General features: G+C 62.2%; 19 protein-coding genes. 7 read left to right on the forward strand and 12 right to left on the reverse strand.

The genetic code is table 11. From position 1 onward, the window contains the following. Positions 1-10: 10 nt before the first annotated feature. Positions 11-3,214, forward strand: coding sequence for a multidrug efflux RND transporter permease subunit (locus tag BLQ92_RS17780; protein ID WP_090685846.1), 3,204 nt, complete (start codon positions 11-13; stop codon positions 3,212-3,214). 91 nt (positions 3,215-3,305) lie between these two features. Here BLQ92_RS17780 and BLQ92_RS17785 read toward each other — a convergent pair whose 3' ends face one another. The 7 genes from BLQ92_RS17785 to BLQ92_RS17815 all read right to left on the reverse strand — a co-directional run bounded on the left by BLQ92_RS17785 (position 3,306) and on the right by BLQ92_RS17815 (position 10,048). Continuing rightward, on the reverse strand, positions 3,306-4,691 hold the full coding sequence (locus BLQ92_RS17785; protein ID WP_090685847.1) for a Fic family protein: 1,386 nt from the start codon (positions 4,689-4,691) through the stop codon (positions 3,306-3,308). A gap of 325 nt (positions 4,692-5,016) precedes the next feature. Then, positions 5,017-6,219, reverse strand: coding sequence for a tetratricopeptide repeat protein (locus tag BLQ92_RS17790; protein WP_175772950.1), 1,203 nt, complete (start codon positions 6,217-6,219; stop codon positions 5,017-5,019). Positions 6,220-6,235: 16 nt separating this feature from the next. Beyond that, the gene (locus BLQ92_RS17795) at positions 6,236-6,664 is read right to left on the reverse strand and encodes an ExbD/TolR family protein (protein WP_090685849.1); all 429 of its coding nucleotides are present in this window, start codon (positions 6,662-6,664) and stop codon (positions 6,236-6,238) included. 72 nt (positions 6,665-6,736) lie between these two features. Next, entirely contained in the window at positions 6,737-7,162 is a 426-nt protein-coding gene (locus BLQ92_RS17800; protein ID WP_090685850.1) for an ExbD/TolR family protein, read from the reverse strand. Positions 7,163-7,165: 3 nt separating this feature from the next. Continuing rightward, positions 7,166-8,089, reverse strand: coding sequence for a MotA/TolQ/ExbB proton channel family protein (locus BLQ92_RS17805; RefSeq protein ID WP_090685851.1), 924 nt, complete (start codon positions 8,087-8,089; stop codon positions 7,166-7,168). Positions 8,090-8,164: 75 nt separating this feature from the next. Further along, positions 8,165-8,863: an energy transducer TonB gene (locus BLQ92_RS17810; RefSeq protein WP_090685852.1), complete on the reverse strand. Its 699-nt coding sequence runs from the start codon at positions 8,861-8,863 to the stop codon at positions 8,165-8,167. Between the two features lie 822 nt (positions 8,864-9,685). Then, positions 9,686-10,048 carry a DUF4148 domain-containing protein gene (locus tag BLQ92_RS17815; RefSeq protein ID WP_090685853.1) on the reverse strand — a complete coding sequence of 121 codons (363 nt, stop codon included), beginning with the start codon at positions 10,046-10,048 and terminating at the stop codon, positions 9,686-9,688. A 405-nt stretch (positions 10,049-10,453) separates the two neighbouring features. On the opposite strand from BLQ92_RS17815, the gene BLQ92_RS17820 reads away from it, so the two are divergent. The 5 genes from BLQ92_RS17820 (at position 10,454) to BLQ92_RS17840 (ending at position 15,705) form a co-directional block, all read left to right on the forward strand. Beyond that, positions 10,454-11,131: a response regulator transcription factor gene (locus BLQ92_RS17820; RefSeq protein ID WP_090685988.1), complete on the forward strand. Its 678-nt coding sequence runs from the start codon at positions 10,454-10,456 to the stop codon at positions 11,129-11,131. Positions 11,132-11,246: 115 nt separating this feature from the next. Further along, complete coding sequence (locus BLQ92_RS17825) at positions 11,247-12,542, forward strand: HAMP domain-containing sensor histidine kinase (RefSeq protein WP_090685989.1); 1,296 nt, start codon at positions 11,247-11,249, stop codon at positions 12,540-12,542. 50 nt (positions 12,543-12,592) lie between these two features. Then, positions 12,593-13,288 carry a winged helix-turn-helix transcriptional regulator gene (locus BLQ92_RS17830; protein WP_090685854.1) on the forward strand — a complete coding sequence of 232 codons (696 nt, stop codon included), beginning with the start codon at positions 12,593-12,595 and terminating at the stop codon, positions 13,286-13,288. An 86-nt stretch (positions 13,289-13,374) separates the two neighbouring features. Further along, positions 13,375-13,764, forward strand: coding sequence for a P-loop nucleotide/nucleoside kinase family protein (locus BLQ92_RS17835; protein WP_244106464.1), 390 nt, complete (start codon positions 13,375-13,377; stop codon positions 13,762-13,764). Positions 13,765-14,358: 594 nt separating this feature from the next. Then, complete coding sequence (locus BLQ92_RS17840; protein ID WP_218133041.1) at positions 14,359-15,705, forward strand: hypothetical protein; 1,347 nt, start codon at positions 14,359-14,361, stop codon at positions 15,703-15,705. Between the two features lie 71 nt (positions 15,706-15,776). Here the strand turns inward: BLQ92_RS17840 and BLQ92_RS17845 are convergent, their stop codons facing one another. After that, complete coding sequence (locus BLQ92_RS17845) at positions 15,777-16,709, reverse strand: LysR family transcriptional regulator (RefSeq protein ID WP_090685856.1); 933 nt, start codon at positions 16,707-16,709, stop codon at positions 15,777-15,779. 112 nt (positions 16,710-16,821) lie between these two features. Between BLQ92_RS17845 and BLQ92_RS17850 the strand changes: the two genes are divergently transcribed. Further along, entirely contained in the window at positions 16,822-17,805 is a 984-nt protein-coding gene (locus BLQ92_RS17850; RefSeq protein WP_090685857.1) for an aldo/keto reductase, read from the forward strand. A gap of 98 nt (positions 17,806-17,903) precedes the next feature. Here the strand turns inward: BLQ92_RS17850 and BLQ92_RS17855 are convergent, their stop codons facing one another. The 4 genes from BLQ92_RS17855 to BLQ92_RS17870 all read right to left on the reverse strand — a co-directional run bounded on the left by BLQ92_RS17855 (position 17,904) and on the right by BLQ92_RS17870 (position 22,945). Then, positions 17,904-19,454, reverse strand: coding sequence for an efflux transporter outer membrane subunit (locus tag BLQ92_RS17855; RefSeq protein ID WP_090685858.1), 1,551 nt, complete (start codon positions 19,452-19,454; stop codon positions 17,904-17,906). Beyond that, a complete protein-coding gene (locus tag BLQ92_RS17860; RefSeq protein WP_090685859.1) occupies positions 19,451-20,527 on the reverse strand; it encodes an HlyD family secretion protein in 1,077 nt (358 codons plus the stop codon). Before BLQ92_RS17860 ends, BLQ92_RS17855 begins: the two co-directional genes overlap by 4 nt. Positions 20,528-20,539: 12 nt before the next feature. Further along, entirely contained in the window at positions 20,540-22,165 is a 1,626-nt protein-coding gene (locus tag BLQ92_RS17865) for an MFS transporter (RefSeq protein ID WP_090685860.1), read from the reverse strand. Between the two features lie 105 nt (positions 22,166-22,270). After that, a complete protein-coding gene (locus BLQ92_RS17870) occupies positions 22,271-22,945 on the reverse strand; it encodes an antibiotic biosynthesis monooxygenase family protein (protein ID WP_090685861.1) in 675 nt (224 codons plus the stop codon). Positions 22,946-23,159: the final 214 nt, after the last annotated feature.

Raw genomic sequence — 23,159 nt, forward strand, 5'->3', positions numbered from 1 at the left:
GGAAGCCTGCGTGCCTTCATTTTTCATCGACCGACCGGTCTTCGCCTGGATTGTCGCACTCGCCATCATGGTGGCAGGTGCGCTCGCCATTCCGCAACTACCTGTTGCTCAGTATCCGCGACTGTCGCCGCCGCGCATCGTGATCGTTGCGAGCTACCCGGGCGCCGCCACCGAAGTGGTGGACGGCAGCGTCGGCAGCATCATCGAGGAAAGTCTCGATGGCGCCGACGGCATGCTGTACTACGAGACCAGCAGCGACGGCCAGGGCAACCTCGAAATCGACGCGACCTTCTCGCCGGCCACCAATCCCGACATCGCGATGGTGGACGTCCAGAACCGTCTGAAGCAGGTCGAGCCGCGCCTGCCGCAACAGGTCGTGCAGAACGGCATCAGCGTGTTCAAGGCGGCGAACACGTTCCTGATGCTGGTGGCGCTGACGTCTAGCGACGGCACCCGCGATTCGACCGAGCTCAGCAACTACCTCAACCGCTATATCATGCGCGAGCTGAAGCGCGCGCCCGGTGTCGGTTCCGCTGAACTGTGGGATTCCGACCAGGCGTTGCGGATCTGGCTCGATCCGATGAAGCTGCGCGAATACGGTCTTTCCGCCGGCGACGTCAATGCTGCGATCACGGCGCAGAACGCTACTGTGACGGCCGGCACGCTCGGCGATGCGCCGTCGGTGCCGGGGCAGCAACTGGTGGCCTCGGTGAGCGTCAAGGGGCAACTGGTGTCGCCGGAGGAATTCAGCCAGATCGTGCTGAAGGCGAAGCCGGACGGTTCCGCCGTGCGCCTGCGCGACGTGGCGCGGGTCGAACTGGGCCGCGACGATTATTCGTTCTGGTCGCGCCTGAACGGCCGCTCGTCGGCCACCGTCGGGATTCAGCTTGGGCCGCGCGGCAACGCGCTGGAAACCTCGAATGCGATTCGCGCGCGCCTCGCGGAGCTCTCCAGGAGCTTGCCGTCGGGCGTGGAGATCGAGATTCCGTTCGACAGTGCGCACTTCGTGCAGATCGCGATTCGTGAGGTGGTGTACACGCTGATCGAAGCGGTGGTGCTGGTGTTCTTCGTGATGTGGCTGTTCCTGCGCGACCTGCGCTACACGCTGGTGCCGACGGTGGTGATTCCGGTCACGCTGATGGGCGCGTTTCTGGCGATGTGGGCGTTCGGTCTGTCGATCAACGTGTTCACGATGTTCGGCCTCGTGCTGGCGATCGGGATTCTGGTGGACGACGCGATCGTGGTGGTCGAGAGCGTGCACCGCGTGATGGAGGAGGAGGGCTTGCCGCCGCGCGAGGCGACCCGCAAGGCGATGTCGCAGATCGGCAGCGCGATTATCGGCGTGACCGCCGTGCTGACCGCGGTGTTCGTGCCGATGGCGTTCTTCCCCGGCAGCGTCGGCGGCATCTACCGGCAGTTCTCGGTGGCGATGATCGCCTCGATGCTGGTGTCGTCGTTCATGGCGCTTTCGCTCACGCCGGCGCTGTGCGCCAACCTGCTCAAACCGACCGGCTCCACGCCGCATCAGCGCGAGGTCCGGCGCGGCCTGCGTGGTCTCGTCGCGCGTGCCGCATCCCGCTTCGCCGATGGCTTCGAGCGCGCCTCGCAGGGCTACCGCTGGCTCACCAACCGCACCGTGCGGCGCGTGGGCCGGGTACTGGCCGTGTATGCGGTGCTGGTGGGCATCTGCGGGCTGCTCTACTGGCAGATGCCGGGCGGCTTTCTGCCGACCGAGGATCAGGGACAGCTGCAGGTGATGGTCCAGTTGCCGGCCGGCTCGACTCAGGCGCGCACGCTGGCCGTGATCAAGCGCGTCGAGCAGATCCTGCATCGCCATCCCGAGATTGCGCACGTGACGAGCCTGATCGGCTGGAGCTTCCAGGGCACCGGTCAGAACGTCGGCATGGCCTTCGTTGAACTGAAGGACTGGGACAAGCGCAAGGTCAGCGCGATGGAACTGCAGGACCAGTTGAACGACGAGTTCTCGACGATTCTCGACGGTCGGGTGGACGCGCAGTTGCCGCCGTCGGTGCCGGGCGTCGGCCACTCGGATGGCTTCGTGTTCCGCCTGGAAGACCGCGGCGGGGTGGGGCTCGATGGGCTGAAGGCGGCGCGCGAGCAACTGTTCGCCAAGGCCAAGGTGGATCCAGTGCTCGCCGACGTGCACTCTGAGGACCTGCCTGATGCGCCGCGCATCGAGCTGACCATCGACCGGGCCAAGGCGTACGCGCTCGGCGTCTCGTTCGACAAGCTTTCCGACCTGCTCGGCAGCACCTTCGGTTCGACCTATGTCGACGATTTCCCGGCGAGCGGCCGCATGCGCCGGGTGGTGGTGGAGGGCGACGCGAGCACGCGCATGAGCGACGACGACCTGATGGCACTGTCCGTGGAGAATGCGCAAGGCAACATGGTGCCGTTGTCGGCGATCGCGACGCGCAAGTGGACCGTGGGGCCGGTGGCGCTTAGCCGCTACAACGGCTATCCGTCGCTCGACGTGAGCGGCCGCGCAGCGCGCGGCTTCAGCTCGGGTGCGGCGATGGCGGAGATGGAGCATCTGGCCGCTGCGCTGCCGGTCGGCGTGGCGTACGACTGGGTGGACGCGGCGCGCGAGGAGACCGTGGCGGAGAAGCAGACGCCGCTCCTGATCGGCTTGTCGCTGCTGGCGGTGTTCATGGCGCTGGCGGCGCTGTACGAAAGCTGGACGATTCCGTTCGCGGTCCTGATGGTCGTGCCGCTCGGCGTGATCGGTGCGGTTTCGGCGGTGCTGATGCGCGGCATGCCGAACGACGTGTACTTCAAGGTCGGCATGATCACCGTGATCGGCTTGTCGGCGAAGAACGCGATCCTGATCGTGCAGTTCGCCCGCGATCTGCACGCTCGCGGCTTGCCGTTGGCGCGTGCAGTGATCGACGCTGCGGCCGCGCGCTTCCGGCCGATCGTGATGACATCTGCGGCGTTTTTGCTGGGCGTGGCGCCGCTGGTGGTGTCGGGTGGGGCTGGGGCCGAGAGCCGCCAGTCGATCGGCACGGGCGTGTTCGGCGGCGTGCTGGCGGCGACGCTGCTTGGGCTGGTGTTCGCGCCGGTGGCGTTTTACGCGGTGGTGTCGATTACGCAGGGCCGCCGCGGGCGCACTGCTGCGCCGCCTGAGCGCAAACCGGGTGAGCGTGAGCCGGATCCGGCTCGTTCGGATCGGGAGATGGAATCGAGTAAATGAGCGGCAAATAAGCGGCAAATAAGCGGCAAATAAGCGGTAAAGGGGCGGTGCGCTGTCGGCTCGCGTGACGGGAGGCCGGCAGCGCGCCGCTTTATTCGCTCAGCGGCCGGCCCGCTTCGACCCAACGCGTCAACTCCCTTAGCGTCAAACGATAGCGAGCGAAGTTGTGCTCACCGAGACGTGCGATATCTCCTTTCACGGTTTCGATGAGCCGCTCGGCGTCCTGCGGCGAAAGATGGAACTCAGCGACCGCTTGCCCGAGCGGGTGACGGTCGCGGACGATGCGGCTCACCAGTTCATTGATGGCATCGCGGTGTACCGCGCGAAACAGATCGGGCAGACCCGCCGCCTGTATCTGCACCGCATATTTCTCGATCGAGCGGCGATAAGTCCACGCGAACAGGTCCGCGGCGACGCTGGTGTCCAGCCGTTCATAGACGCCGATCTTGGCCCGGCTATAGTCCTCGTCGGTGACATCGAGAAAACTGAGCGGCGCGCAGTTGTACATCAGGAGCGGAATATTCGCGGCGAGCCGGCTGGTTCGCTTGTTGCCGTCCTCGAAGGGCTGCAGATAAGCAAGGTTCAGCCAGAGGAAGAAAGCAGCTTCCACGGGATTCTTGATGTCCCGAGCCTTGGCGACGATGATGCCGAGCATTTCTTCCAGTAACGAAGGCATATGCGCGGGTACATAAACCGTATTGCTAATGTTCACGATCTTCTGGCGAATCGCGCCGAGCGCATTTTCGTCATGCAGAAGACCCTGCATCAGCAGGGTATGAATATTCCGCACCACCATCACGGTCAGCCCATATAACGGTACCTCGTCAATCAGGAATTCGATCGCGCGCTTGTGATTGAGCAGCATGATCGCGTCCTTGTCTTGCGGGTTGGCATTGCCGGAGCGGAACAGCACCTCGGTATCGAGTCGCGTATATCGGTTGCCTTCGAGTCGCGACGACGAGAAGGACAGATCGATCAGCAGCGGCGCGATGACGTTTCGTGCGTAGGTGCCGGCTGGCTGTTGCCCCTGCATGCGTCCTTCCTTAAACAGATCGTTCGCCAGCGACTCGGGCAGCAGGAACGTCTGGTTCGGTTTGTAAGCGTCGACGAAGCTGCGTTGGTAGGTCACCGGCTTGCGCACGCCGAGAGGCGACTCGAGTACCGCGAACAGCTCCTGAGAAGGCCCCGACCATGATGGGGATGCGGTGGGTACGATGACGCCGGCGAGCCCGTCCTGCGCCACCTCGGTCGGCTTGGGTGCGACCTTCTGCGCCGGCAGCCCCCAACGCGACGCCGAAGTGCTGCCGGACTGCTCGACCTTGCCGTCGGCCTTGAGTCGCGCCAGATAGCGCAAGACCGTCGAGGGCGACTCGCCCAGCGCTGTGGCGATATCCGCTCTGGAGACCGGGTGATCCCCGGCGTCCCGCTGTTCGGCCAGATAGTTGAGGATGCTGTCGTAGAGTTCGCGCTTCGCCATGTCGTCGTCAGGAGGGTGCTGGAATGACCCAAGATTGGATCTTGAGCCAATCTTAGATCAAAATGGCCGAAAAATGAACCAAGAATGACTCAAGAATGAACCAAGAATGGTTCAAGATCCAAAAACTGACCTGAGATTGGTCTAAGCGGGCGTGAGCGAGGGACTGCGGACCGCGGGCGCACAACCGGATCGGGCGTCTGCGAACCGCGCGCTGGCAAGGAAATAGCCGGGGCAGGGGAGTGCAAAAAGAATCGCGCCGCAAACCGGGACTGCGAGAGTCCAGCTTGCGGCGCGAGATACAGCCTGTACAGCGGAAACGGTGAGCTTACTTCGACGCCACCAGCACCCACAAACGGGCCAGGTCAGCCGAACCATCGTCGCCCTTGACCGCACGGAACGCCTGGATCGCCTTGGCCTTCTGACCGGCTATGAAGTACGCCTCGCCCAGATGCAGTTGCGCCTGATCCGGATGCGGCAGACCGCCCTTGGCAATCAGCGCTTCCATCGCCGCCAGACCTTGCTGCGCCTGGCCCGCGAACACCTGATTGAACGCCAGGTCGAACGGCGGAATCGGCACACCGTTGCTGTCCACGTTGCTGGTCGCCCGCTTGGTCGCCAGCGCCTGCAGACGCTTTTCGCGGTCCGCACCGGCGTCGTGACCGAGCACGCCCGAGGAGAAGCCCTGGTCGATCACCTGCTTGCCTTCGGCCGAGGTGCCCGCAATGATCGCGAGCTGCGTCATCTGCATGTAGTCGTCAGCCGTCGTCAGCGAACCGGTAGCACGGCGCAGACGATAGGTGTCGATATCCAGATTCGACGCGTAACCCGGCTTGCTGCGGATCGCCGCGAACAGGTCGTCCCAGTACGACTGCTTCGGGTGGAACGCCACCAGCTTTTCGAGCGCACCGCGATAGGTGGCCGAATCGTTAGCCTTCTGCGCGCACGTGCCCAGCAACTGCAACTGCGACTCGTCCGGCGCATGGCCGGCGCGCGCCTGTGCGTCCACGGTGGGCTTGAGCATGTTGACCACGCTCGTGCAGTCGTTCGACAGGTAGTAGGACTGGATCAGCAAGGTCCGCATGTCCGGATCCGTACCACCGGCTTTCAGGTAACGCTGCCCAGTCTTGATCGCGAGCGGGTAGTTCTTTTCCTGAAAGTAGATGCCGGCCAGAGCAGCCGTGGTGCGCTGCTCGTCCGCGCCCGTCAGCTTGCCCGAAGCCAGCAGCGTTTCGTACGCCTTGGCTGCGGTACCGGAATCGCCCGCCGCAGCCGCAGCCGCACCGCGCATCTCTTCGACCATATAGCTTTCATATGGCGTCTTGTTCGGCACGGCGTCGGCCTGGGCGATCTTCGCCAGCGCGTCCTGATACTTGTGAGCCCGGTACGAGTCCTGCGCCGCGTTCAGCGGCTTGGCCACTTCGGGGCGCAGCGTGTCGGCGGCATGTGACACGGCCGGCAGCACGGCGAGGGCGGACAGCCCCCCGAACGCGGCTGCCAGCACGGCACGCTTGAACCTTGAATGGATCATTAGCACTCCCACTTCCTTATTGCATGTACTGCTCGTTGCCGATCAGCCCGATCTTGGTGGCGCCAATGCGCTGTGCCGAAGCCAGCACGGCGGCGACATCCTTGTACGGCACCAGCTTGTTCGGCAGCAGATGGATTTCGGCCTGCACCGGCTCGGCCGCCACCTGGGCGAGCTTCGCGTCGAGCGCGGCCTGGTCGGGCACGACCGTGCCGTTCCACATCATCGTGCCGTCAAAGTCGATGTCGATCTGCACCACTTCCGGCTGCACCGCCGGCGGGGGAGGGTTGCCGACCGGCAGATTCATCTTGATGGCGTGCGTCTGGATCGGGATCGTAATGATCAGCATGATCAGCAGCACCAGCATCACGTCGATCAGCGGCGTGGTGTTGATGTCGACCATCACATCCGGTTCGCCGCCACCGCCCGAAGATACATTCATTCCCATAATCGACTCCATGCAAAGCCGTTGATCGGACCTGATGCAAAGCACTGGGTCCGATCCCTGGCAAAGCTAACCTCAGCCTCCGCGCGGCGGCGGCTCAGTGATAAATGACACCTTGGCGATCCCCGCGCGCTCGCACGCGGTGATCACGCGGCCGATAAACTCGTAACGCGTGTTCTGGTCGCCGCGCACATTGACTTCAGGTTGCGGCATCATGACCGACACGGTCTTGAGTTGCGTCAGCAGCGTGGCTGCATCCACATGCTTTTCGTTCCAGAAGAAATCGCCATCGCGGTTCACCGCGATCACGATACTTTTGGGCGTGGTCTGCAGCGGCTGGATCGCCTCTTTCGGCAACTGCACCGGCACCGTATGCGTAACAACAGGAATCGTGATCAGGAAGATGATCAGCAAAACCAGCATCACATCGACTAGCGGCGTGGTGTTGATGGCGGAGATGACTTCGTCCTCATCCCCCTCTTGCCCAACGCTCATAGCCATGATTTAGCCCGCCTGTTCGACCAGCGTCGCCTTTTGACCTGCCACGCCACCGCGCTTCGTCGAGCGCTTGCTGCCAGCCAGCAGGACGGTGTGCAGTTGTGCACCGAAGGCACGCACACGTTCCATCACCGACTTGTTACGGCGAACCAGGAAGTTGTAGCCGAGCACGGCAGGAACTGCCACTGCCAGACCGATGGCCGTCATGATCAGCGCTTCACCGACCGGACCTGCAACCTTGTCGATCGATGCCTGGCCAGCGATACCGATTGCCGTCAGTGCGTGATAGATACCCCAGACCGTACCGAACAGGCCGACGAACGGCGCCGTGGAGCCCACCGTACCGAGGAAGGCGAGGCCGTCCTGCAGGCGGTTCGACACGTTGGTGATGGCGCGCTCGACCGACACGTCGATCCAGGTGTTGCGGTCGACGGCTTCGAGGAGGGCCTCGTCGTGGTGTTCGCCGGCTTCGATCGCGGTTTCGGCGATGAAGCGGAACGGCGACGATTCATCCAGCAGCCTGGCGCCTTCGGCGAGCGACGGAGCGGTCCACAGCTGTTCGTCGGCGCTCTTCGCGCGGCGGTTGGCGCGGTACTGCTCAAAGAACTTCGTGATCATGATGTACCAGCTGCCCATCGACATGATCACCAGCAGGATCAGCACGAAGCGGGCGACGAAGTCACCGTTTTTCCAGAGTGCGCCGAGACCGTACGGGTTGTTGACGGTTTCCGAGGTGGCCGGTGCCGGCGGCGGCACTGCCTGATCTGCGGGTGCTGCTGCAGGTGCAGCCGTCGGGGCGGTGGCGGCCGATGCGGCTACGGTTGCGTCGCTAGCTTGCGCGTAGGCAATTTGCGGTGCGACAAAGGTCGTCGCCGTGGTTACGGCGAACACCATGCTTGCCGCCACTGCGGCGAGAGAACGCTTTTTCATGTCTGCTCCAGTTCATGCGTTGAACTTGTACAACGTGACTAATAAATCGCTACCGGTACCGCTCAGTTCGTGGGTTCAGTTCAGGCTAAACGTGAACGGAACCTGGACACGGACAGGTTGGCCTTGGGAAACGCAACTAAACTTCTTTACAGCATTGAATGCCGCGCGGTCGAGTGAAGAGTCTTCTGACGACTTCGCGACATGCTCATCCGTAATATGGCCCTGCGGATCGACTACGAATTCAATAAGCACATCACCCGTGACGTTGTTTTCCTGAGCTTCCTTCGGATACACCACGGACGAGCGGATCTGGTCGGAGTTCGGGCAAACCACGCCTACTTCGGTGCTCGGCGCCTTCACCGGAGCCGGGGCGACCGGGGCCGGCGGCGTCGCGGGCTGGGCCACGACCGGGGCGGACTGGTGCGTAATGGTGGCTTGCGGCGGGGTCGGTACGTTGACCTCCGGCGGCGGAACGAACGGCGGCGGCGGCGGCGCGAACTTCGGCGGCGGCAACTGCACGGTCGGCATCGGCGGCGGGGGCGGCGGCTTCACCGGTTCGATAATCTTGGTTTCGATCGGATGCTGGATGACCTGCACCACCTTGGTGGCCAGGCCATTGAGCAGTGCATAGATCAGCACCACGTGGAGGAGAAGAACGACGGCAATACCGCCAAAGCGGCGCACGGGGTTCTGCTGCTTCTTGCCGAACTCGCGTGGGCGACCCGGCCTCTGAATCGCGGATGCGCCCGCCGGAAACTGCCCTTCAACTTTCATGACCACCTTCGATCCTCCCGGCGTGAACCGCCCATTTCCGTGACTGCAGCGTTCTTGCTACGTCGAAACATTGTTTACTTCAGCCCAATCAGAGCACGCAACATTCTCTTTGGACTCCAGATGGGGTGTACCGTGCCACTCGACTCGAGCCGTCAGGCTTGCGCCCCGAACTCCGATCCCGGGTTGCGACGGCCTCTCGCCGACTGTGTGCAAGGCGCGTGCCCGCTTCGGACAGATTCTGATTGGACCGCGGGGATGAGCGGAAGCAGCCAGGAATCTATCTGCGTAGAAGTACTAATAGACGGTATTTGATGCATCCCCTTCGGTTTGATACAGGCTGTGACAGACGAAAAGATGCTCGAGCGTCACACGTATTTCACAGGCCAGCTTTAGGTGTGCGGCTGTGATTCCTGCGACGGAACGATATCAGTTCAAAATCACGCGTCAAACTTTTTTTGATGGGGGCATACTGTGTTTAGAGGCGTCACTCTAATTGCGTGGAGTGCGCTAGAGTGCTTTGCTTACAATATCGCAGGGTTCCGGCAAAAAAGCCGTTTATCTTCAACGATATGCAGAATGATGTTGTAAGCTTATCGCGCTTCGCGTTAATACTTATATACGGCGCGATGAAAAGCGGTATGGGGTTTCAACGCTGCTTTAAAGGATTCTAAAGCAGGTGGGCGATTGACTGCACCAGGAAAAAAAAGTAGCACGGTGCGGGGGATGCGGGAGGGGAACGGCAGGGTCGATGCGAGGTGCATACGGGGCCGACGCGAGACCCAGGCAGCGCAGTCTCGCGTCTCGCGTGTTGCGGCCCGCCGGCTAGCTCGCCGGATTCGCCGCGCCTGTCGCGGCCGGGGCCGCAGCATTGCCGGCTCCCTGGGCATTCGTCATTGGCGCAGCCGTCGCGCAGTCGCTGCGGTACTCGGCCTGCAGTTTTTTCTGGGCCGCTTCCAGATCGGCCGGGTAGACGGCGTCGTCGGCGGCGGGGTTGTAGCCCACGGCCTCGAGTTCACCCAGTTCGCGCATCAGTTGACGGTGCGTCACCTCGGCCTTGAGCGGCTTGAACGGATAGTCGTTGCACTCCTGGGGCGTGAGGTGCGGGGCCGCCATGGCCGAGGCACTGCCTGCCAGCAGCAGGGCCATCAAGACGGTTCTGGTAGCGGTTTTCGTAGCGAGCTTCATGTCTGCATTCCTCCGGTTAAGGTCACACCAGCGAGAGCCGCGACGGGCCGCCGGATGCAGACAAGGCTAGGGGATGGCCACTACCGGACCGGCCTCGTAAGGATGAAAGTTGTTTCATCGTTACCCCGCGGCCGCTGCAGCGGGGCGCTCGCGCGCCGGCTGCTCACGCCCGCAGGTGCAGGCGCGAGGCGCCAACTTAAATATTTTTTAATGAAACCGATGTGCAAGCGTTAAAAGCGCGCGCGTAGCCTGTGCACATCGCTGTCCCCCATGCCGCGGCGCCGCACGCGCCGCCCGGTCTCGAACTCAACCCGCAAGCCGAATATGGCATCATGTCCTTCTGCTGATAACCAGTCGCGCACGCAGCTCAAGATGGCTGAGTTCGCTGCGGCGCGCGAAATCATCATGTCGCGAGTGCTGACAATCGAAGATGACGAGATCACCGCGAACGAAATTGTCGGTGAATTGAAAAGCCGCGGCTTTACCGTGGATTGGGTGGCCAACGGCCGCGACGGCATGGCGCGCGCCATCAGCGACGAATACGACGTAATCACGCTCGACCGCATGCTGCCGGGCGTCGACGGCCTGACCATCCTGACCACCATGCGCAGCATCGGCATCCAGACGCCGGTGCTGATGTTGAGCGCGCTCGGCGACGTGGACGAGCGCGTGCGCGGGTTGCGTGCAGGCGGCGACGATTATCTGACCAAACCCTTCGACCCGGAGGAAATGACCGCGCGCCTCGAAGTGCTGCTGCGCCGCAGTCAAACCCCGGCCACCCAGTTCGAGACGACGCTGCGCGTCGGCCCGCTCGAACTCGATCTGATCTCGCGCAAGGTCCAGCGTGATGGCGAAGAGATCGTGCTGCTGCCGACCGAGTACCGGGTGCTCGAATTCATGATGCGCCACGCCGGCCAGACCATCACCCGCACCATGCTGTTCGAGGCGGTATGGGGCTATCACTTCGATCCGGGCACCAACCTGATCGACGTGCACATGGGCCGCCTGCGCAAGAAGATCGACCCGCCCGGGGTCAAACAGATGATCCAGACCGTGCGGGGCTCGGGCTATATCCTCGCGTGAGCAGACAACCTTGACGGACAACTCTTTCCCCGCGCAATCCGCCCTGGGGCGCCGCTGGCATTCCACCACCTTTCGTCTGATTACGGTCTACGCCGTGATCTTTTCCATTTCGGTGATGTCGCTGCTCGGCTTTATTGGTTGCGCGGTAACGGGCGACATGGAGCGCGAGACCGACGTCGTGATGGAGTGGCAGTTCATCTACTTCGACTCGATGCCGCACAGCGAGCTGTCCGAAGCGATCCACCGGCGGCTCGAACATGAGCGGATGCATTCGAACTACTACGGCCTGTTCGCGGCCGACGGCCAGCATATCGCCGGCGACGTACTGACAATGCCGCCCAATCTGCCGGTCGACCGGCGCGGCGTGACGCTCGAGCACACCCTGCAGGTGATGGGCGGCGAACCGGCGCCGGTGGTGCGCGCCATGGCCGAGCGCCGCAGCGACGGCGAGACCCTGGTGCTGGCGCGCGATCTCACGCACATCCTGCGGATTCGCGAAACCATCGTCAATGCGCTGATCGGCGGCGGGATTCTCTGCCTTGTGGCCGGCGTGGTGGGTGGCCTCGCGCTGAGCGTGCGGCAGATGCGCCGCCTGAAAGCGATTCGCCGCGTCACCCAGCGCATTGCCCAGGGCGATCTCGGCCAGCGCCTGCCGATCGGCGGACGCGACGAGATCGACATGCTGGCGCATCTGGTCAATCACATGCTCGAAGAAGTCGAGCGGCTGATGAACGAGGTCAAGGGCGCCTGCGACGGCATTGCCCACGACCTGCGCACGCCGCTCGCTCATGTGCGAACCTTGCTGGTGCACGTCGCCGAGCGCGCCGACAGCGTCGACGACGCGGCGCTCTCGAGTCTCGTGGAGCGCGCCCGTAGCGAAACCGATGCGCTGCTCGACCGCTTTCGCGCCATGCTGCGCATCTCCGAGATCGGCACGCTGCAGCGGCGCGGCGGCTTTGCCGAGGTCGAACTGCAAGCGCTTGTCGACGAAGTTGGTGAGCTGTACGAACCGCTTGCCGAAATCCGCTCGCTGAAATTTACGGTGGAGTCCGTGGCCGTCGAGGCGATTCACGGCGACCGCGCACTGTTGTTCGAAGCGTTCAGCAACCTGCTCGACAATGCCTTCAAGTTCACCCCGCCGGGTGGAGCCGTGCGGATGTCGCTCAGACAAACGCCGGCTGGGCCGCTAGTGGAGATCGTCGATAACGGCCCAGGCATCCCGCTCGACGAGCGCGACGCCGTGCTGCTACGCTTCTATCGCGGCGAGCGTACGCGCCATCTCGCGGGCTCGGGGCTGGGGCTTTCCATCGTCTCGGCCGTCATGCGCGTGCACGACTTTACGATGCGCATCGGCAACGCTGACCCTGGCACGCACGTGAGCATCGAATGCTGGTCGAGGACGCTCGCATGACCATGCCGGTTTTCCTTCCTGGTCGCTTGCCTGCTCTTATGGGAGGCTGAATGCGCATTCTGTTCGTCGCCGCATCGCATCCTGAATCCGCGTGGCTCTATAAAGCCTTGCAAGAAAGTGCCCACAGCCTGCAGCGCGCCGACGATTTGCGCGACGGTGCGTTTCTCGCCACCCAGGAGCCGTTCGACGCGATCGTCCTCATGTCGCTCGAACCGGCTTCATATGACGGCCTGCTCGCGGCACTGCCGCAGTTTGGCGAGGCCGCGACGGGGGCCGCGATCGTCGTGGTGCTGGGGCAGTCGAGTGCCCAGGATCGCACCCGGATGTTGCGAGCCGGCGCGGATGCCTGCTTTGGACAGCCCTATTCGTTCATCGAAATGCACGAGCGCATGCAGGCGCTGCGGCGCAACGCCGTCTCGCGCGCGGCGCAGGATTTGCTGCCGGCGGTTGCCGCGGCGAGCGCGGCACTCACGCTCGATCCGCTCACCCGCGAACTGGTGGACGGCCAGGGCCGGCTGGTGGTGACGCGGCGCGAGTACCTGCTGCTCGAATGCCTGATGCGCCAGCCCAATGCGCCGGTGCCGCGCGATCAACTGATCCGCTACGCGTGGCCGGAGAAGGACGATGTCGATCCGTCGAGCGTGAATCTGGTGGTGTCGCGGCTGCGGCGCAAGCTCGCGCAGCATTTGCCGGACGTGCAGATCGAGACGGTGAGCCGCTACGGCTATCAGATCAGGACAGGGTAGCGCAAACGCTCGCTCGCAAGCTCGGCGCAGTCTATCTGCGTATCGATACGTTGGAGCAGGCATTCATCGCGTCCGGGAGCGGACCGGTGGATATCGGACCTGCCGGCTATCTGGCCGGATATGCAGTTGCTGCGGATAACTCACGTCTTGGGTTGAACGTCGTCGCGGACTCGGTCAATGCGTTGCACGTTACGCGCAGCGCCTGGAGAACTGTGGCGCTTGAGGCAGGTGTGCGCATCTTCGAGATTGAGCTGATCTGTTCTGATACAGCGACGCACCGTCTGAGGGTTGAGGCGCGACAAGCCGAGATTCCTGGCCACGAACTGCCGACATGGAAGAACGTGCTTGAACGTCGATATGAACCATGGGAATCGGAGCATCTTGTCGTTGACACGGCTAACGTTTCGGTCGAGCAGGCCGTTGAAACGATCACCCATCGCCGGTTGTTGTCGCTTCCTGAGACTCTAGTGATGTAGCGTGCAAAGCATTCGTTTCCTTTCCCGTTTGGAACAGGAGGTAGTCGAGGCAGAAGCTCTGTCGTTGTCGTTGCCGGGACTCAAACGTCCAATTACGGTTCGTTGAAGCTGACTTGTCAGAGCCCGGCTTGATGGGCTCGGAACGGCGGTTGGGGGCGCGTTGTGCCAATCGTCATCAGGCAGGTATCGTTAAGGGTTATTCGATGCCTGCCCACACGCGCCGCGGCACGCACATAGCCACCGGAGTGAGGGCAGGCATCGAATAACCCTTAACGAACTGAGCCGATCGTGAAGCGGACATTCACCGATGTCGGCGCAAACTGCTCAATCCCAGCAACAGATTATGGCTTCTCGCGCGGACGCGATTCAACTTTCCACCCGCCCGGCCGTTAGACAATATGGCGGTTTAGAATCGCCTGGCTTCGGCAACGGTTGATAGTTGCCCTTCAGCCCTTCGCTACTGAATCCACGTGTGCGGCCCTAACCCCGAAGGAGACCCACTTGCAGAATCTCGTCTTCGCAAACACACGGGTGGTTCCACCTTCGCGCTGGCTGTCTTTCCCACTTATTGCTGCATTGATTGGATACGGAGTCGTGCTGTTCACGCCTGCCGTACTGAACGATCCTGACACATACTGGCACGTTGCGTCTGGCGTGTGGATCCTCGAGCACCACAGCGTGCCGCATGTCGATCCCTTCTCGTTCACGATGGCTGGTCATCCATGGGTCGCGCACGAGTGGCTGTCCGAACTGCTGATGGCGCTTGCATACCGCGCCGGCGGCTGGAACGGAGTCGTCGTGCTGTTCGGCATCGCGACGGCGACGACTGCAGGCTGCCTCGCGTGGTACCTCGCAGGACGGTTGCGCCCGCTGGCCGCCGTTGTCACGCTAACCCTCGGGATGACGTGCCTGAGTTCCAGCCTTCTGGCGCGTCCACATCTGCTCGCTTTGCCGATCCTTGTGCTGTGGACGATTGGTCTGCTGTCCGCGCAGGAAAGACGCGCTTCGCCGCCGCTACGACTATTGCCGCTGATGCTGATCTGGGCGAACCTTCACGCCAGCTTCATCTTCGGCCTCGCACTGGTCATACCGATTGCCTTTGACGCCTTCTTTGAGGCAAAGCGTGATGGATGGCGCGTCGCACGCGCCTGGGCGCTGTTCTTCGCTGCCGCGCTAGCAACAGCGCTGCTCACGCCGCACGGATGGCACGGCTTGCTCTTTCCATTCCAGCTTACCGCAATGGAGAACGTCGCCAGTATCGGGGAATGGCAACCTCTCGATCTGCATTCGCTTCAGCCGATTGAAGGGGCACTCGCCGCGCTGCTGTACGTCGTCGTGTCGCGGCGCGTGCGGGTGTCTGCGCCGCGTCTCGTCATCGTCGCCGGACTCATGTATCTGGCGTACCGGCACAGTCGGCATGAGATGCTGGCCGGCATCGTCGGGGCCGCGGTGCTCGCCGAGCCGCTCGGGCGCGCGTTCGGCAGCAAGCAAGAGGCACTGGCCGTCCGCCGACTGCAGCTTCAAGGGGTGGCCGTCGGGTTGGCATTCGCGGCATTGCTGGCAGGGTTGCGTTTCGCGTTTCCGATCGTGCGTGGCGACGACCCGGTGTCGCCCGTTACCGCGATCTCGGCTGTGCCCGATAGCCTGCTGACGACCCCGGGCTTCAATAGCTACGAATTCGGCGGCTATCTAATCTTCAGGCGCGTGAAGCCGTTCGTCGACGGTCGCGCCGATATGTATGGCGATCCCTTCATCCTGGCGTATGTCGATGCCATGCGACCAGATCGAGCCGCGTTTGAAAAGCTCGTGGGGCAGTACAGGATCCGCTGGGCACTGCTCGCTAACCGCAGTCCTGCGGCAGAGATGGTTGCGAAGCTCCCTGGATGGCGGCGCATCCATGCGGATGCGGTAGCAGTCGCGTTCGTGCGCGACGGGCCGTGATCATCCCGGGGCGCGGCAAGGCGATTGCACAATCGCGCATCTTCGCAAGCTCGCCTCGTTACCGCCAACCGTCATCGCTTTCGACGCGCGGACGGTGCGACGTTTGCATTGTTTTCAGCCCAATCCCGGACTGCCTGCGCAAATAACCGCAGCGCTGTTGGAGGATGGCGATTCGCAGGGTAATAGAGGCACAGGCCGGGGAACGATGGGCTCCAGTCAGCGAGCAACGGGACAAGCCGTCCCGAGAGAATATGCTCGGCCGCAACATAATCCGGCACCCAGGCAATTCCAATCCCATTGAGGGCTGCCTCGATCATGAGGTTGAGGTTGCCTAGCGTCATCGGACCATCGACGTCAATGCTCGCGCTCTTGCCGCGACGTTCAAGATCCCATCGATATAGGGCGCCGCTCTCGAAACGAAAACGGATGCATCGATGTTGTGCGAGATCGTGTGGCGCCTGCGGTGCCGGATGTTGCCGCAAATACTCGGGCGATGCCACCGCTACGAAGCGCATATCCTGTCCGAAACGCACCGCAATCATGTCGCGAGGAACGTCTTGCAGGACGCGAATGCCCGCGTCGAATCCGTCAGCAACGATATCGACCAGCCGCGTATCCACAACGATTTCAACGTGGATGTCTGGGTATCGCGCGAGGAAGTCCGGCAAGACGCTGCGCACGAGCGGCTTCGCCGCGGATTCCGACGCGCTGATGCGAACCACGCCCGACGGACGATCGCGTGTGGAAGACGCTTCGCTCACGGCCTCGTCCAGGTCGGCAATGGCGGGACCGACACGCCGCAGGAATCGCTCTCCCGCCTCAGTGAGCGCCACCGAGCGCGTCGTCCGGTTGAACAAGCGCACGCCCAGGCGTGCTTCGAGCGCGCGCAGGGCATGGCTGAGCGCCGACGGCGACACGCCCAGATGACGCGCGGCCGCACTGAAGCTGCCCTGATGGGCGATTGCCACGAATACGGTCAATTCGGAGAGACCTGCTTTTTGCATTGTTGAAGTATGTTCATAAGCTCATGTAATTGTAGACCGATTGTTGAACGCGCTACAGCGGACTAAGCTTGGTCCTTCACACGCCGCATGGCGAACTGAAGGAGAGACAGCAATGCAAAAGCGCAAGCTGGGTAAGGTTGGACCCGAAGTTTCGGCTATCGGCCTCGGTTGCATGGGCCTGAGCTTCGGCTATGGGCCGGCCGTCGAGAGAGCGGACGGCATTGCACTCATACGCTCGGCGTTTGACGCGGGCGTCACCTTTTTCGACACGGCCGAGTGCTACGGCCCGTTCGTCAACGAGGAACTGGTGGGGGAGGCCGTAGCGCCGTTTCGTGATCGCATCGTGATTGCCACGAAGTTCGGTTTTCAAAATGGCGATTCGAAGAAGCCGGTTGATAGCCGTCCCGAAAGCATCCGGGCTGTTGCCGAGGCGTCCTTGAAGCGGCTCCAGACCGACCGTATCGACCTGTTCTACCAGCATCGCGTTGATCCGAATGTTCCGATCGAAGACGTTGCGGGAACCGTAAGGGACCTGATTCGGGAGGGCAAGGTCGGGCACTTCGGTTTGTCGGAGGCCGGCGCTCAAACGATTCGTCGTGCTCATGCCGTACAGCCGGTCGCCGCGCTGCAAAGCGAATACTCGTTGTGGTGGCGCGAGCCGGAGCAGTCCGTGCTGCCAACACTCGAGGAGCTCGGCATTGGCTTCGTTCCTTTCAGCCCTTTGGGCAAGGGCTTTCTGACTGGCGCGATCAACACGGATACGGTATTCGACAAAAGCGACTTTCGTAACGTCGTGCCGCGCTTTTCTGAAGAGAACCGCAAGGCGAATGCGGCGCTCGTCGACGTGCTCGGTGCGATAGCGGACGGAAAAGGCGTCACGCGCGCTCAGATTGCACTTGCCTGGTTGCTCGCACAGAAGCCGTGGATCGTGCCGATACCGGGCACCACCAAGTTGCATCGGTTGAAAGAGAACGTAGGGGCCGCTGCTGTGGAACTGTCGTCGGACGATCTGGCGGCGATCGAGTCAGCGTTGCGCGAGATACAGATTGTCGGCGAGCGCTATCCGGCGCATATACAGCAGCGCGTTGACCGCTAACGCGGAGCAATCGAACTAAAGTGGATGAGCGAACGAAAGCTGGACCTGTAGGGCAACATAGCCCTACGTGGCCAGCTGTCGAGCCCGGAGCCACTGCATCAACGCGAGGCTGATGAATTGGCATAAGTCGATTCCCAGCCGCCGCCGAGCGCCTTGCAGAGGGTGATGAGATTCGCGGCAGCGGTGGCCTTGCTTTGCTCCAGCTTGCTCTGGCCGTCTAGCAGTTGCTTCTGCACGTTCAGCACGTCGAGATAGTCAAGTGCCCCAGCCTTGTAGCGTTGCTGCGCGACCGAGAGGGCGCGCTGGTTCAAAGCAACCACCGCCGTCAGTCGATCGCGGCGCTGCTGCTCGGCGTCGTAGACGACGAGAGCATCGTCCACCTCGCGCCATGCTTCGAGTACGGTGCGTTGGTAGACGATCGCGGCCTCCTGTTGTTGCGCCTCGCGCAGGTGCAGTGTTCCCTTGAGACGCCCGCCTTCGAAGATCGGCATCGTGATGGAGGGGCCGACCACAAACTGTCCCGACGCCCAGTTGGCGAGGCTCGAGAGCTGAAGACTCTGAAAACCCGCGCTGCCGTTGAGCGAGATGCGCGGATAAAAATCGGCCTTTGCCATGCCGATCGACGCCGTGGCCGCATGCAGGTCCGCTTCCGCCTTCCTGATATCGGGTCTGCGTTGCACCAGCTCCGATGGAAAGCCGATAGGCACCTGTGCGGGCAGCTCGGGAACGTCATGCGGTTCGCCGAGTGTTTTCTGCAGTGCACCCGGTTCCTCGCCGAGCAAGACGCCAATCGCGTTGATGGTGGTCTCGCAGCGCGCTTCGAGCGTCGGAATCAGACTTTCGATTGACGCCGCTTGCGCGGAAGCGTTGGCCACGTCCAGATCCGTTGTCACGCCCTCATGCACGCGTACCTGGGTGAGCTTCGTGGTATCGCGAGCAATCTCGAGGTTTTGTTTCGCGATGCGAAGCAACGACTGGGTGTCGCGCAACTCGATATAGTCTCGCGCGAGTTCGGCGCGGGCAGACAACAACACGGCGTTGCGGTCTTCATAGGAAGCTTCCGTCAAGGCAGTCGCGGCTTCGACACCGCGTCGATTGCGGCCCCAGATATCGAGTTCCCAGGATGCATCGAAGCCCGCTTGATAGAGGTTGTAAGCCGGTGACCCCTTGGAGCCCGGCAACGGCGCCACGCCAAGCGGCGCACCACCCGAAGCGGATTGCGACTGGGTTTCGGTCGGGCTGACCCCGAGCAGCGACAGAATGCCGTTCTCGCTGCCGCGCTCGCGGTCATACGACGCAGCGCCGTCTAGCGTGGGATATTCGGCCGCACCCGCAACGCGCTGTTCGGCCCGGCTTTGCCGAAGGCGTGCCGACGCCGCGGCCACATCGAGGTTCGCATCGGCCAGTTGCTGTTCGAGCGCGTTCAACGTAGGGTCGTTAAACAGGGTCCACCAATCTGGGCTGAATCCTGCCTCGACGGCCTTGCTGGGTGCTTGTGCAGATTGCGTGCGCTCAAACACTTGCGGCGGTGTGGACGTGGTTGGACGTTGGAAATCCGGTCCTACGGTGCAGCCCGCTATCACGAGGCACGCCAATATCTCCAACGCTAACGCGCGGAACATGCGGAGAGAAAAATTGTTCGCCTTCATTTTCCATCTCCCGCTTGGGCTGGTGCGTCGCCATGCTGACCGACGGCCACTACCGTTTCGACAGAAAGCCCCACGCTCAACGCGGACGCCGCCTCTTGACCTCGGTCTATGGCGATCTTCACCGGTACGCGTTGGACGACCTTGGTGAAGTTGCCTGTCGCATTGTCGGGGGCGATAGGCGCAAAGCTCACGCCGGTCGCAGGGGCGAGGCTATCGACATGGCCGCGAATCACCACGCCGGGCGCGCTGTCGACCTTGATCCGCACGCTTTCGCCAGGCCGCATATAGGTGATCTGGTTTTCCTGGAAGTTGGCGACGACATAAGCGTCGGACAGCGGCACGATCGCGAGCAGCGGTGCTCCCGGCGTCACGAATGCGCCAACCCGGACAGAACGCCGTCCAACCTTGCCGTCGACCGGCGCGTGAATCTCCGTATAGGACAGATTGAGCTTTGCCTGCTCGAGCGCCGCCTCGGCGCGTGCGAGCGCGCCGGCCGCCTTATCGCGCTGGGTCTGCAGTACGTTCAGGTTCTGCTCGGTCGACTCCAGCGCGGCCTGGTCGTGAGCCTGCTGCGCGAGCTGCTCGGCAAGCGTGCTGGCAGCGTGCTGTTGCTCCTGAGTTGTGCCGGCGCCGGCTTCCGAGAGATCCTGGTAGCGCGCGGCGTTTTGCCGTGCAAACGCGATCGATGCATCGTCGGATTTCAGCGTCGCACGCGCCTGTTCGACCAGCGAAGGTTGCCGCGCGATCTCGGCGTCGTAGTTCGCGACGGACGCCTTTGCCGCTGCCACGTCTGCTTGCGCACTCATCAGTGCGGCCCTGAAGTCGCGATCATCGATGCGCACCAGCAATTGCCCGGCTTTGACCGCCTGGTTGTCGTCGACGAATACGTCGGTGACCTGGCCGGCGATACGCGGCGCCACGAGGGTGAAATCCGCCTCGACATAGGCATCGTTGGTGGATTCGGTATTGGAGCCGCCAGACAGGCTTGAGCAAGCCCATACGCCAACGCCGACGGCGACAACCAGAGCGGCAACACGAATGACTTTGAGGGGAGAGCGAGCAGCGGATGACATGATTATCGTCCCTTAACGAGAAGAGGGCGGCGTCGTGCACCACGGCGGGTAAATGCGCACGGGTAACACGGGCACCAGGAAAAGAACTGCGATGGCAACGCCTGCCAGGACGCGATAGAGATCCGCGGAGGTCAGGACCACGGCCTGCTCGTGGATCCGGTGGGCAAGTTCGCCGAGACCATGAGCCGCATCGATGCTTTGGCTCGTCATCAGCGCGTGATTGCCCAATTGGTCCACGAGCATGTTCGAATGCAGGCGTTCGCGATCGGTCCCCAAGCCTTCGATTAACGCGGTCGCCACAGCCGCCGAAAATGTCTTCAGCGAGTTGAACATCGCTGAGGCAAATGGACCCTCCGCCGGGGCGAGTCCCGTCGTCACGCCCATCAGGATTCCCAGAATCACCATCGGTTGCGCGACGATCTGTATCGATTGAAGCCAGTAGAAATCGTTGCGGATCCACTCGGAGGTGATGAAGCTCCCCATCAGGCATGTGGCGACCATGAGGCACAGTCCAATCGCCATGACCCACCGGTGGTCAACCCGCCGCAGATTCAGGACCGCAGCCGTCAGAGGAAGCGTGATCAACAGCGGGATCGCAACCAGCAGCGACAAGGGCGCAGCCTGCAGTGGCCGGTAGGCATGAACCTTGGCGAGGTATTGGGCGGGTATTGCCGCCACGCCGACCAGCAGGATCACCGCGCCCGCGAGTGTGGTCAGTCCGTGCGTAAAGTTTCTGCGCGCAAGCAACTGCAGCTTGAAAAACGGCAGCGGGTGAAACCACTCATTGACGAGGAATGTCGCAAACAGCAGCGTCCCGCCAATAAACATCACACGAATCAACCCGGAATTGAGCCAGTCAAGACGATCGCCTTGCAGAAGGCCGGTCACGAGCATGGCGACGGCTGGAAATCCCGTCAGAAACCCGGTCCAGTTGAATGCCTTGAGCCGTTCGAGTTTGAGCGGATCGTCCGGAAGCCCTTGCTGGATCGCCACGCAGACCGCGATACCAAGCGGCACGATTTGCCAAAAGACCATTTGCCAACCGACATACTCGGTCCACAAAGCGGCGAGCGGTGTGCCGAGCGCCGGTCCAAAAGTTGCCGTGAGGGCGTACCCGGCGAGTCCGTACAGCTTTACTTTTGGCGGAAGATAGCGCAGCGCGACGATGATCAACATCGGCGGAAGGCAACCGCCTGCAATCCCCTGCAGGACGCGCAACACATAGAGCGTAAGCAGGTTCGACGCGAAGGGGCAGAGGAACCCGAAGAGCATCGTCGCGATCACGGCGCCGATCGCGAACCGCTTGAGCGTGAACGTGATCCCAAACCACGGGGCAAACACCATCGTCGCGACATTGGCTGCTTCAAATAGGGCGGTCAGCCAGGTTCCATCGTCATGCCCAATCGAGAGCGCGCCCTGAATGTCAGCCATCGAGAGTGCTGTGACCTGCTCGTTGAGAATGGCCAGTAAAGACGCAAACAGCATCCCAACGAGGCCAACCGCGAGGCGAAGCGAAAGCGTGGACTGTGTGGGCGTTGGCTGCGCAGGAGCCTTTGCTGCCGGCACATAAGCGGGCGCCGGCGATCGTGCGACGGTCAGTGCTTCCGCTCCAGTTGTTAAAGGGTCGCCAGTAGTCATAGAACTCCCGCTGCTGCTTTAAGTGAATAGGATGGCTAAATATATACATTGGAGGTGGAAACAGAACGGCACATCCTCCAACACCGATAGCGCAATGCGGCAGGCTTACGCCTTCGGTTGCGCTGCTTTAAAGTACTGCGGTGCTTCCCGGCGGTCGAACATTCCGTATTCCCGGATGATGCGGATATTGCGCAAGCGCAAAATATCCGCAGCCGGCGCATTGCGTTCGAACGCTTCAGCTGCCGCATGGTCGCGCCACGTCACCACCGCGATCACGTCGCCCGGCGCCATCAGTGCGTCGAATACGTCCCAGGAAACGAGGCCGGGCGCGCTCGTATCTACGCCAAGCGATTTCGCCACCCCTTCTGCGCTACTTTGCTTGACCCAGTCCGGCGAGAGTTTCCCATCATGCAGCGTCACCGCCTTGCCTTGACCCGTCTCGGTGACATCCAGGCGCTGCTCGCGCAAGACCTGTCCCGCGGGCAGTTTGCTATCGCTGACGGTCTGGCCAATGCGCAGGCGATAGTCGGAAAACACCCGGTCACGCGCAGCTTGCATGATCTTGTGGTGCGTCTCCTGGCTGCGCCAGCGTATGAGCGACTTCTCGTCGCGCCAGCTCGACAGCGAAAGAAGCCATCCCTCGCGTGTGAGACTTGCATAGCGGTTGTTGTCGATAAACCCGTCGATCTTCTCGAGTTCGGGGCGCAGCATCCTGGCCATGCCGAGATAGGCGTCGAACTGTTCGGGTATGGGCTTCACTTCAAGCATTGCGGTAAACATAGGCACCTCTTTCGTTTGGTTGGCTGTACGACGTGTAGTGATTGTCCAGGATAGGCCCAATTAATTGGAGTCTGTGCTGGTTGGTATTGGGCCAATGAATTGAAGAATTTTGCCAGGCGGCGGTGAGGGGGGCTGATAACCATCGCGGCCTGAAAAAGTCTTTTTCAGGCCGATAGCACGAGTTTCTCTGATCGGATCACAACGCTTAGAATCT

The sequence above is a fragment of the Paraburkholderia phenazinium genome, from assembly GCF_900100735.1.
Lineage (GTDB): Bacteria > Pseudomonadota > Gammaproteobacteria > Burkholderiales > Burkholderiaceae > Paraburkholderia > Paraburkholderia phenazinia.

Bases quoted from the DNA above. Each gene is read 5' to 3' on its own strand.
- BLQ92_RS17785 (WP_090685847.1), bottom strand. From the start codon at position 4,691: ATGGCGAAGCGCGAACTCTACGACAGCATCCTCAACTATCTGGCCGAA.
- BLQ92_RS17790 (WP_175772950.1), bottom strand. From the start codon at position 6,219: ATGATCCATTCAAGGTTCAAGCGTGCCGTGCTGGCAGCCGCGTTCGGG.
- BLQ92_RS17795 (WP_090685849.1), bottom strand. From the start codon at position 6,664: ATGGGAATGAATGTATCTTCGGGCGGTGGCGGCGAACCGGATGTGATG.
- BLQ92_RS17800 (WP_090685850.1), bottom strand. From the start codon at position 7,162: ATGGCTATGAGCGTTGGGCAAGAGGGGGATGAGGACGAAGTCATCTCC.
- BLQ92_RS17805 (WP_090685851.1), bottom strand. From the start codon at position 8,089: ATGAAAAAGCGTTCTCTCGCCGCAGTGGCGGCAAGCATGGTGTTCGCC.
- BLQ92_RS17810 (WP_090685852.1), bottom strand. From the start codon at position 8,863: ATGAAAGTTGAAGGGCAGTTTCCGGCGGGCGCATCCGCGATTCAGAGG.
- BLQ92_RS17815 (WP_090685853.1), bottom strand. From the start codon at position 10,048: ATGAAGCTCGCTACGAAAACCGCTACCAGAACCGTCTTGATGGCCCTG.
- BLQ92_RS17820 (WP_090685988.1), top strand. From the start codon at position 10,454: ATGTCGCGAGTGCTGACAATCGAAGATGACGAGATCACCGCGAACGAA.
- BLQ92_RS17825 (WP_090685989.1), top strand. From the start codon at position 11,247: ATGTCGCTGCTCGGCTTTATTGGTTGCGCGGTAACGGGCGACATGGAG.
- BLQ92_RS17830 (WP_090685854.1), top strand. From the start codon at position 12,593: ATGCGCATTCTGTTCGTCGCCGCATCGCATCCTGAATCCGCGTGGCTC.
- BLQ92_RS17845 (WP_090685856.1), bottom strand. From the start codon at position 16,709: ATGCAAAAAGCAGGTCTCTCCGAATTGACCGTATTCGTGGCAATCGCC.
- BLQ92_RS17850 (WP_090685857.1), top strand. From the start codon at position 16,822: ATGCAAAAGCGCAAGCTGGGTAAGGTTGGACCCGAAGTTTCGGCTATC.
- BLQ92_RS17855 (WP_090685858.1), bottom strand. From the start codon at position 19,454: ATGAAGGCGAACAATTTTTCTCTCCGCATGTTCCGCGCGTTAGCGTTG.
- BLQ92_RS17860 (WP_090685859.1), bottom strand. From the start codon at position 20,527: ATGTCATCCGCTGCTCGCTCTCCCCTCAAAGTCATTCGTGTTGCCGCT.
- BLQ92_RS17865 (WP_090685860.1), bottom strand. From the start codon at position 22,165: ATGACTACTGGCGACCCTTTAACAACTGGAGCGGAAGCACTGACCGTC.
- BLQ92_RS17870 (WP_090685861.1), bottom strand. From the start codon at position 22,945: ATGTTTACCGCAATGCTTGAAGTGAAGCCCATACCCGAACAGTTCGAC.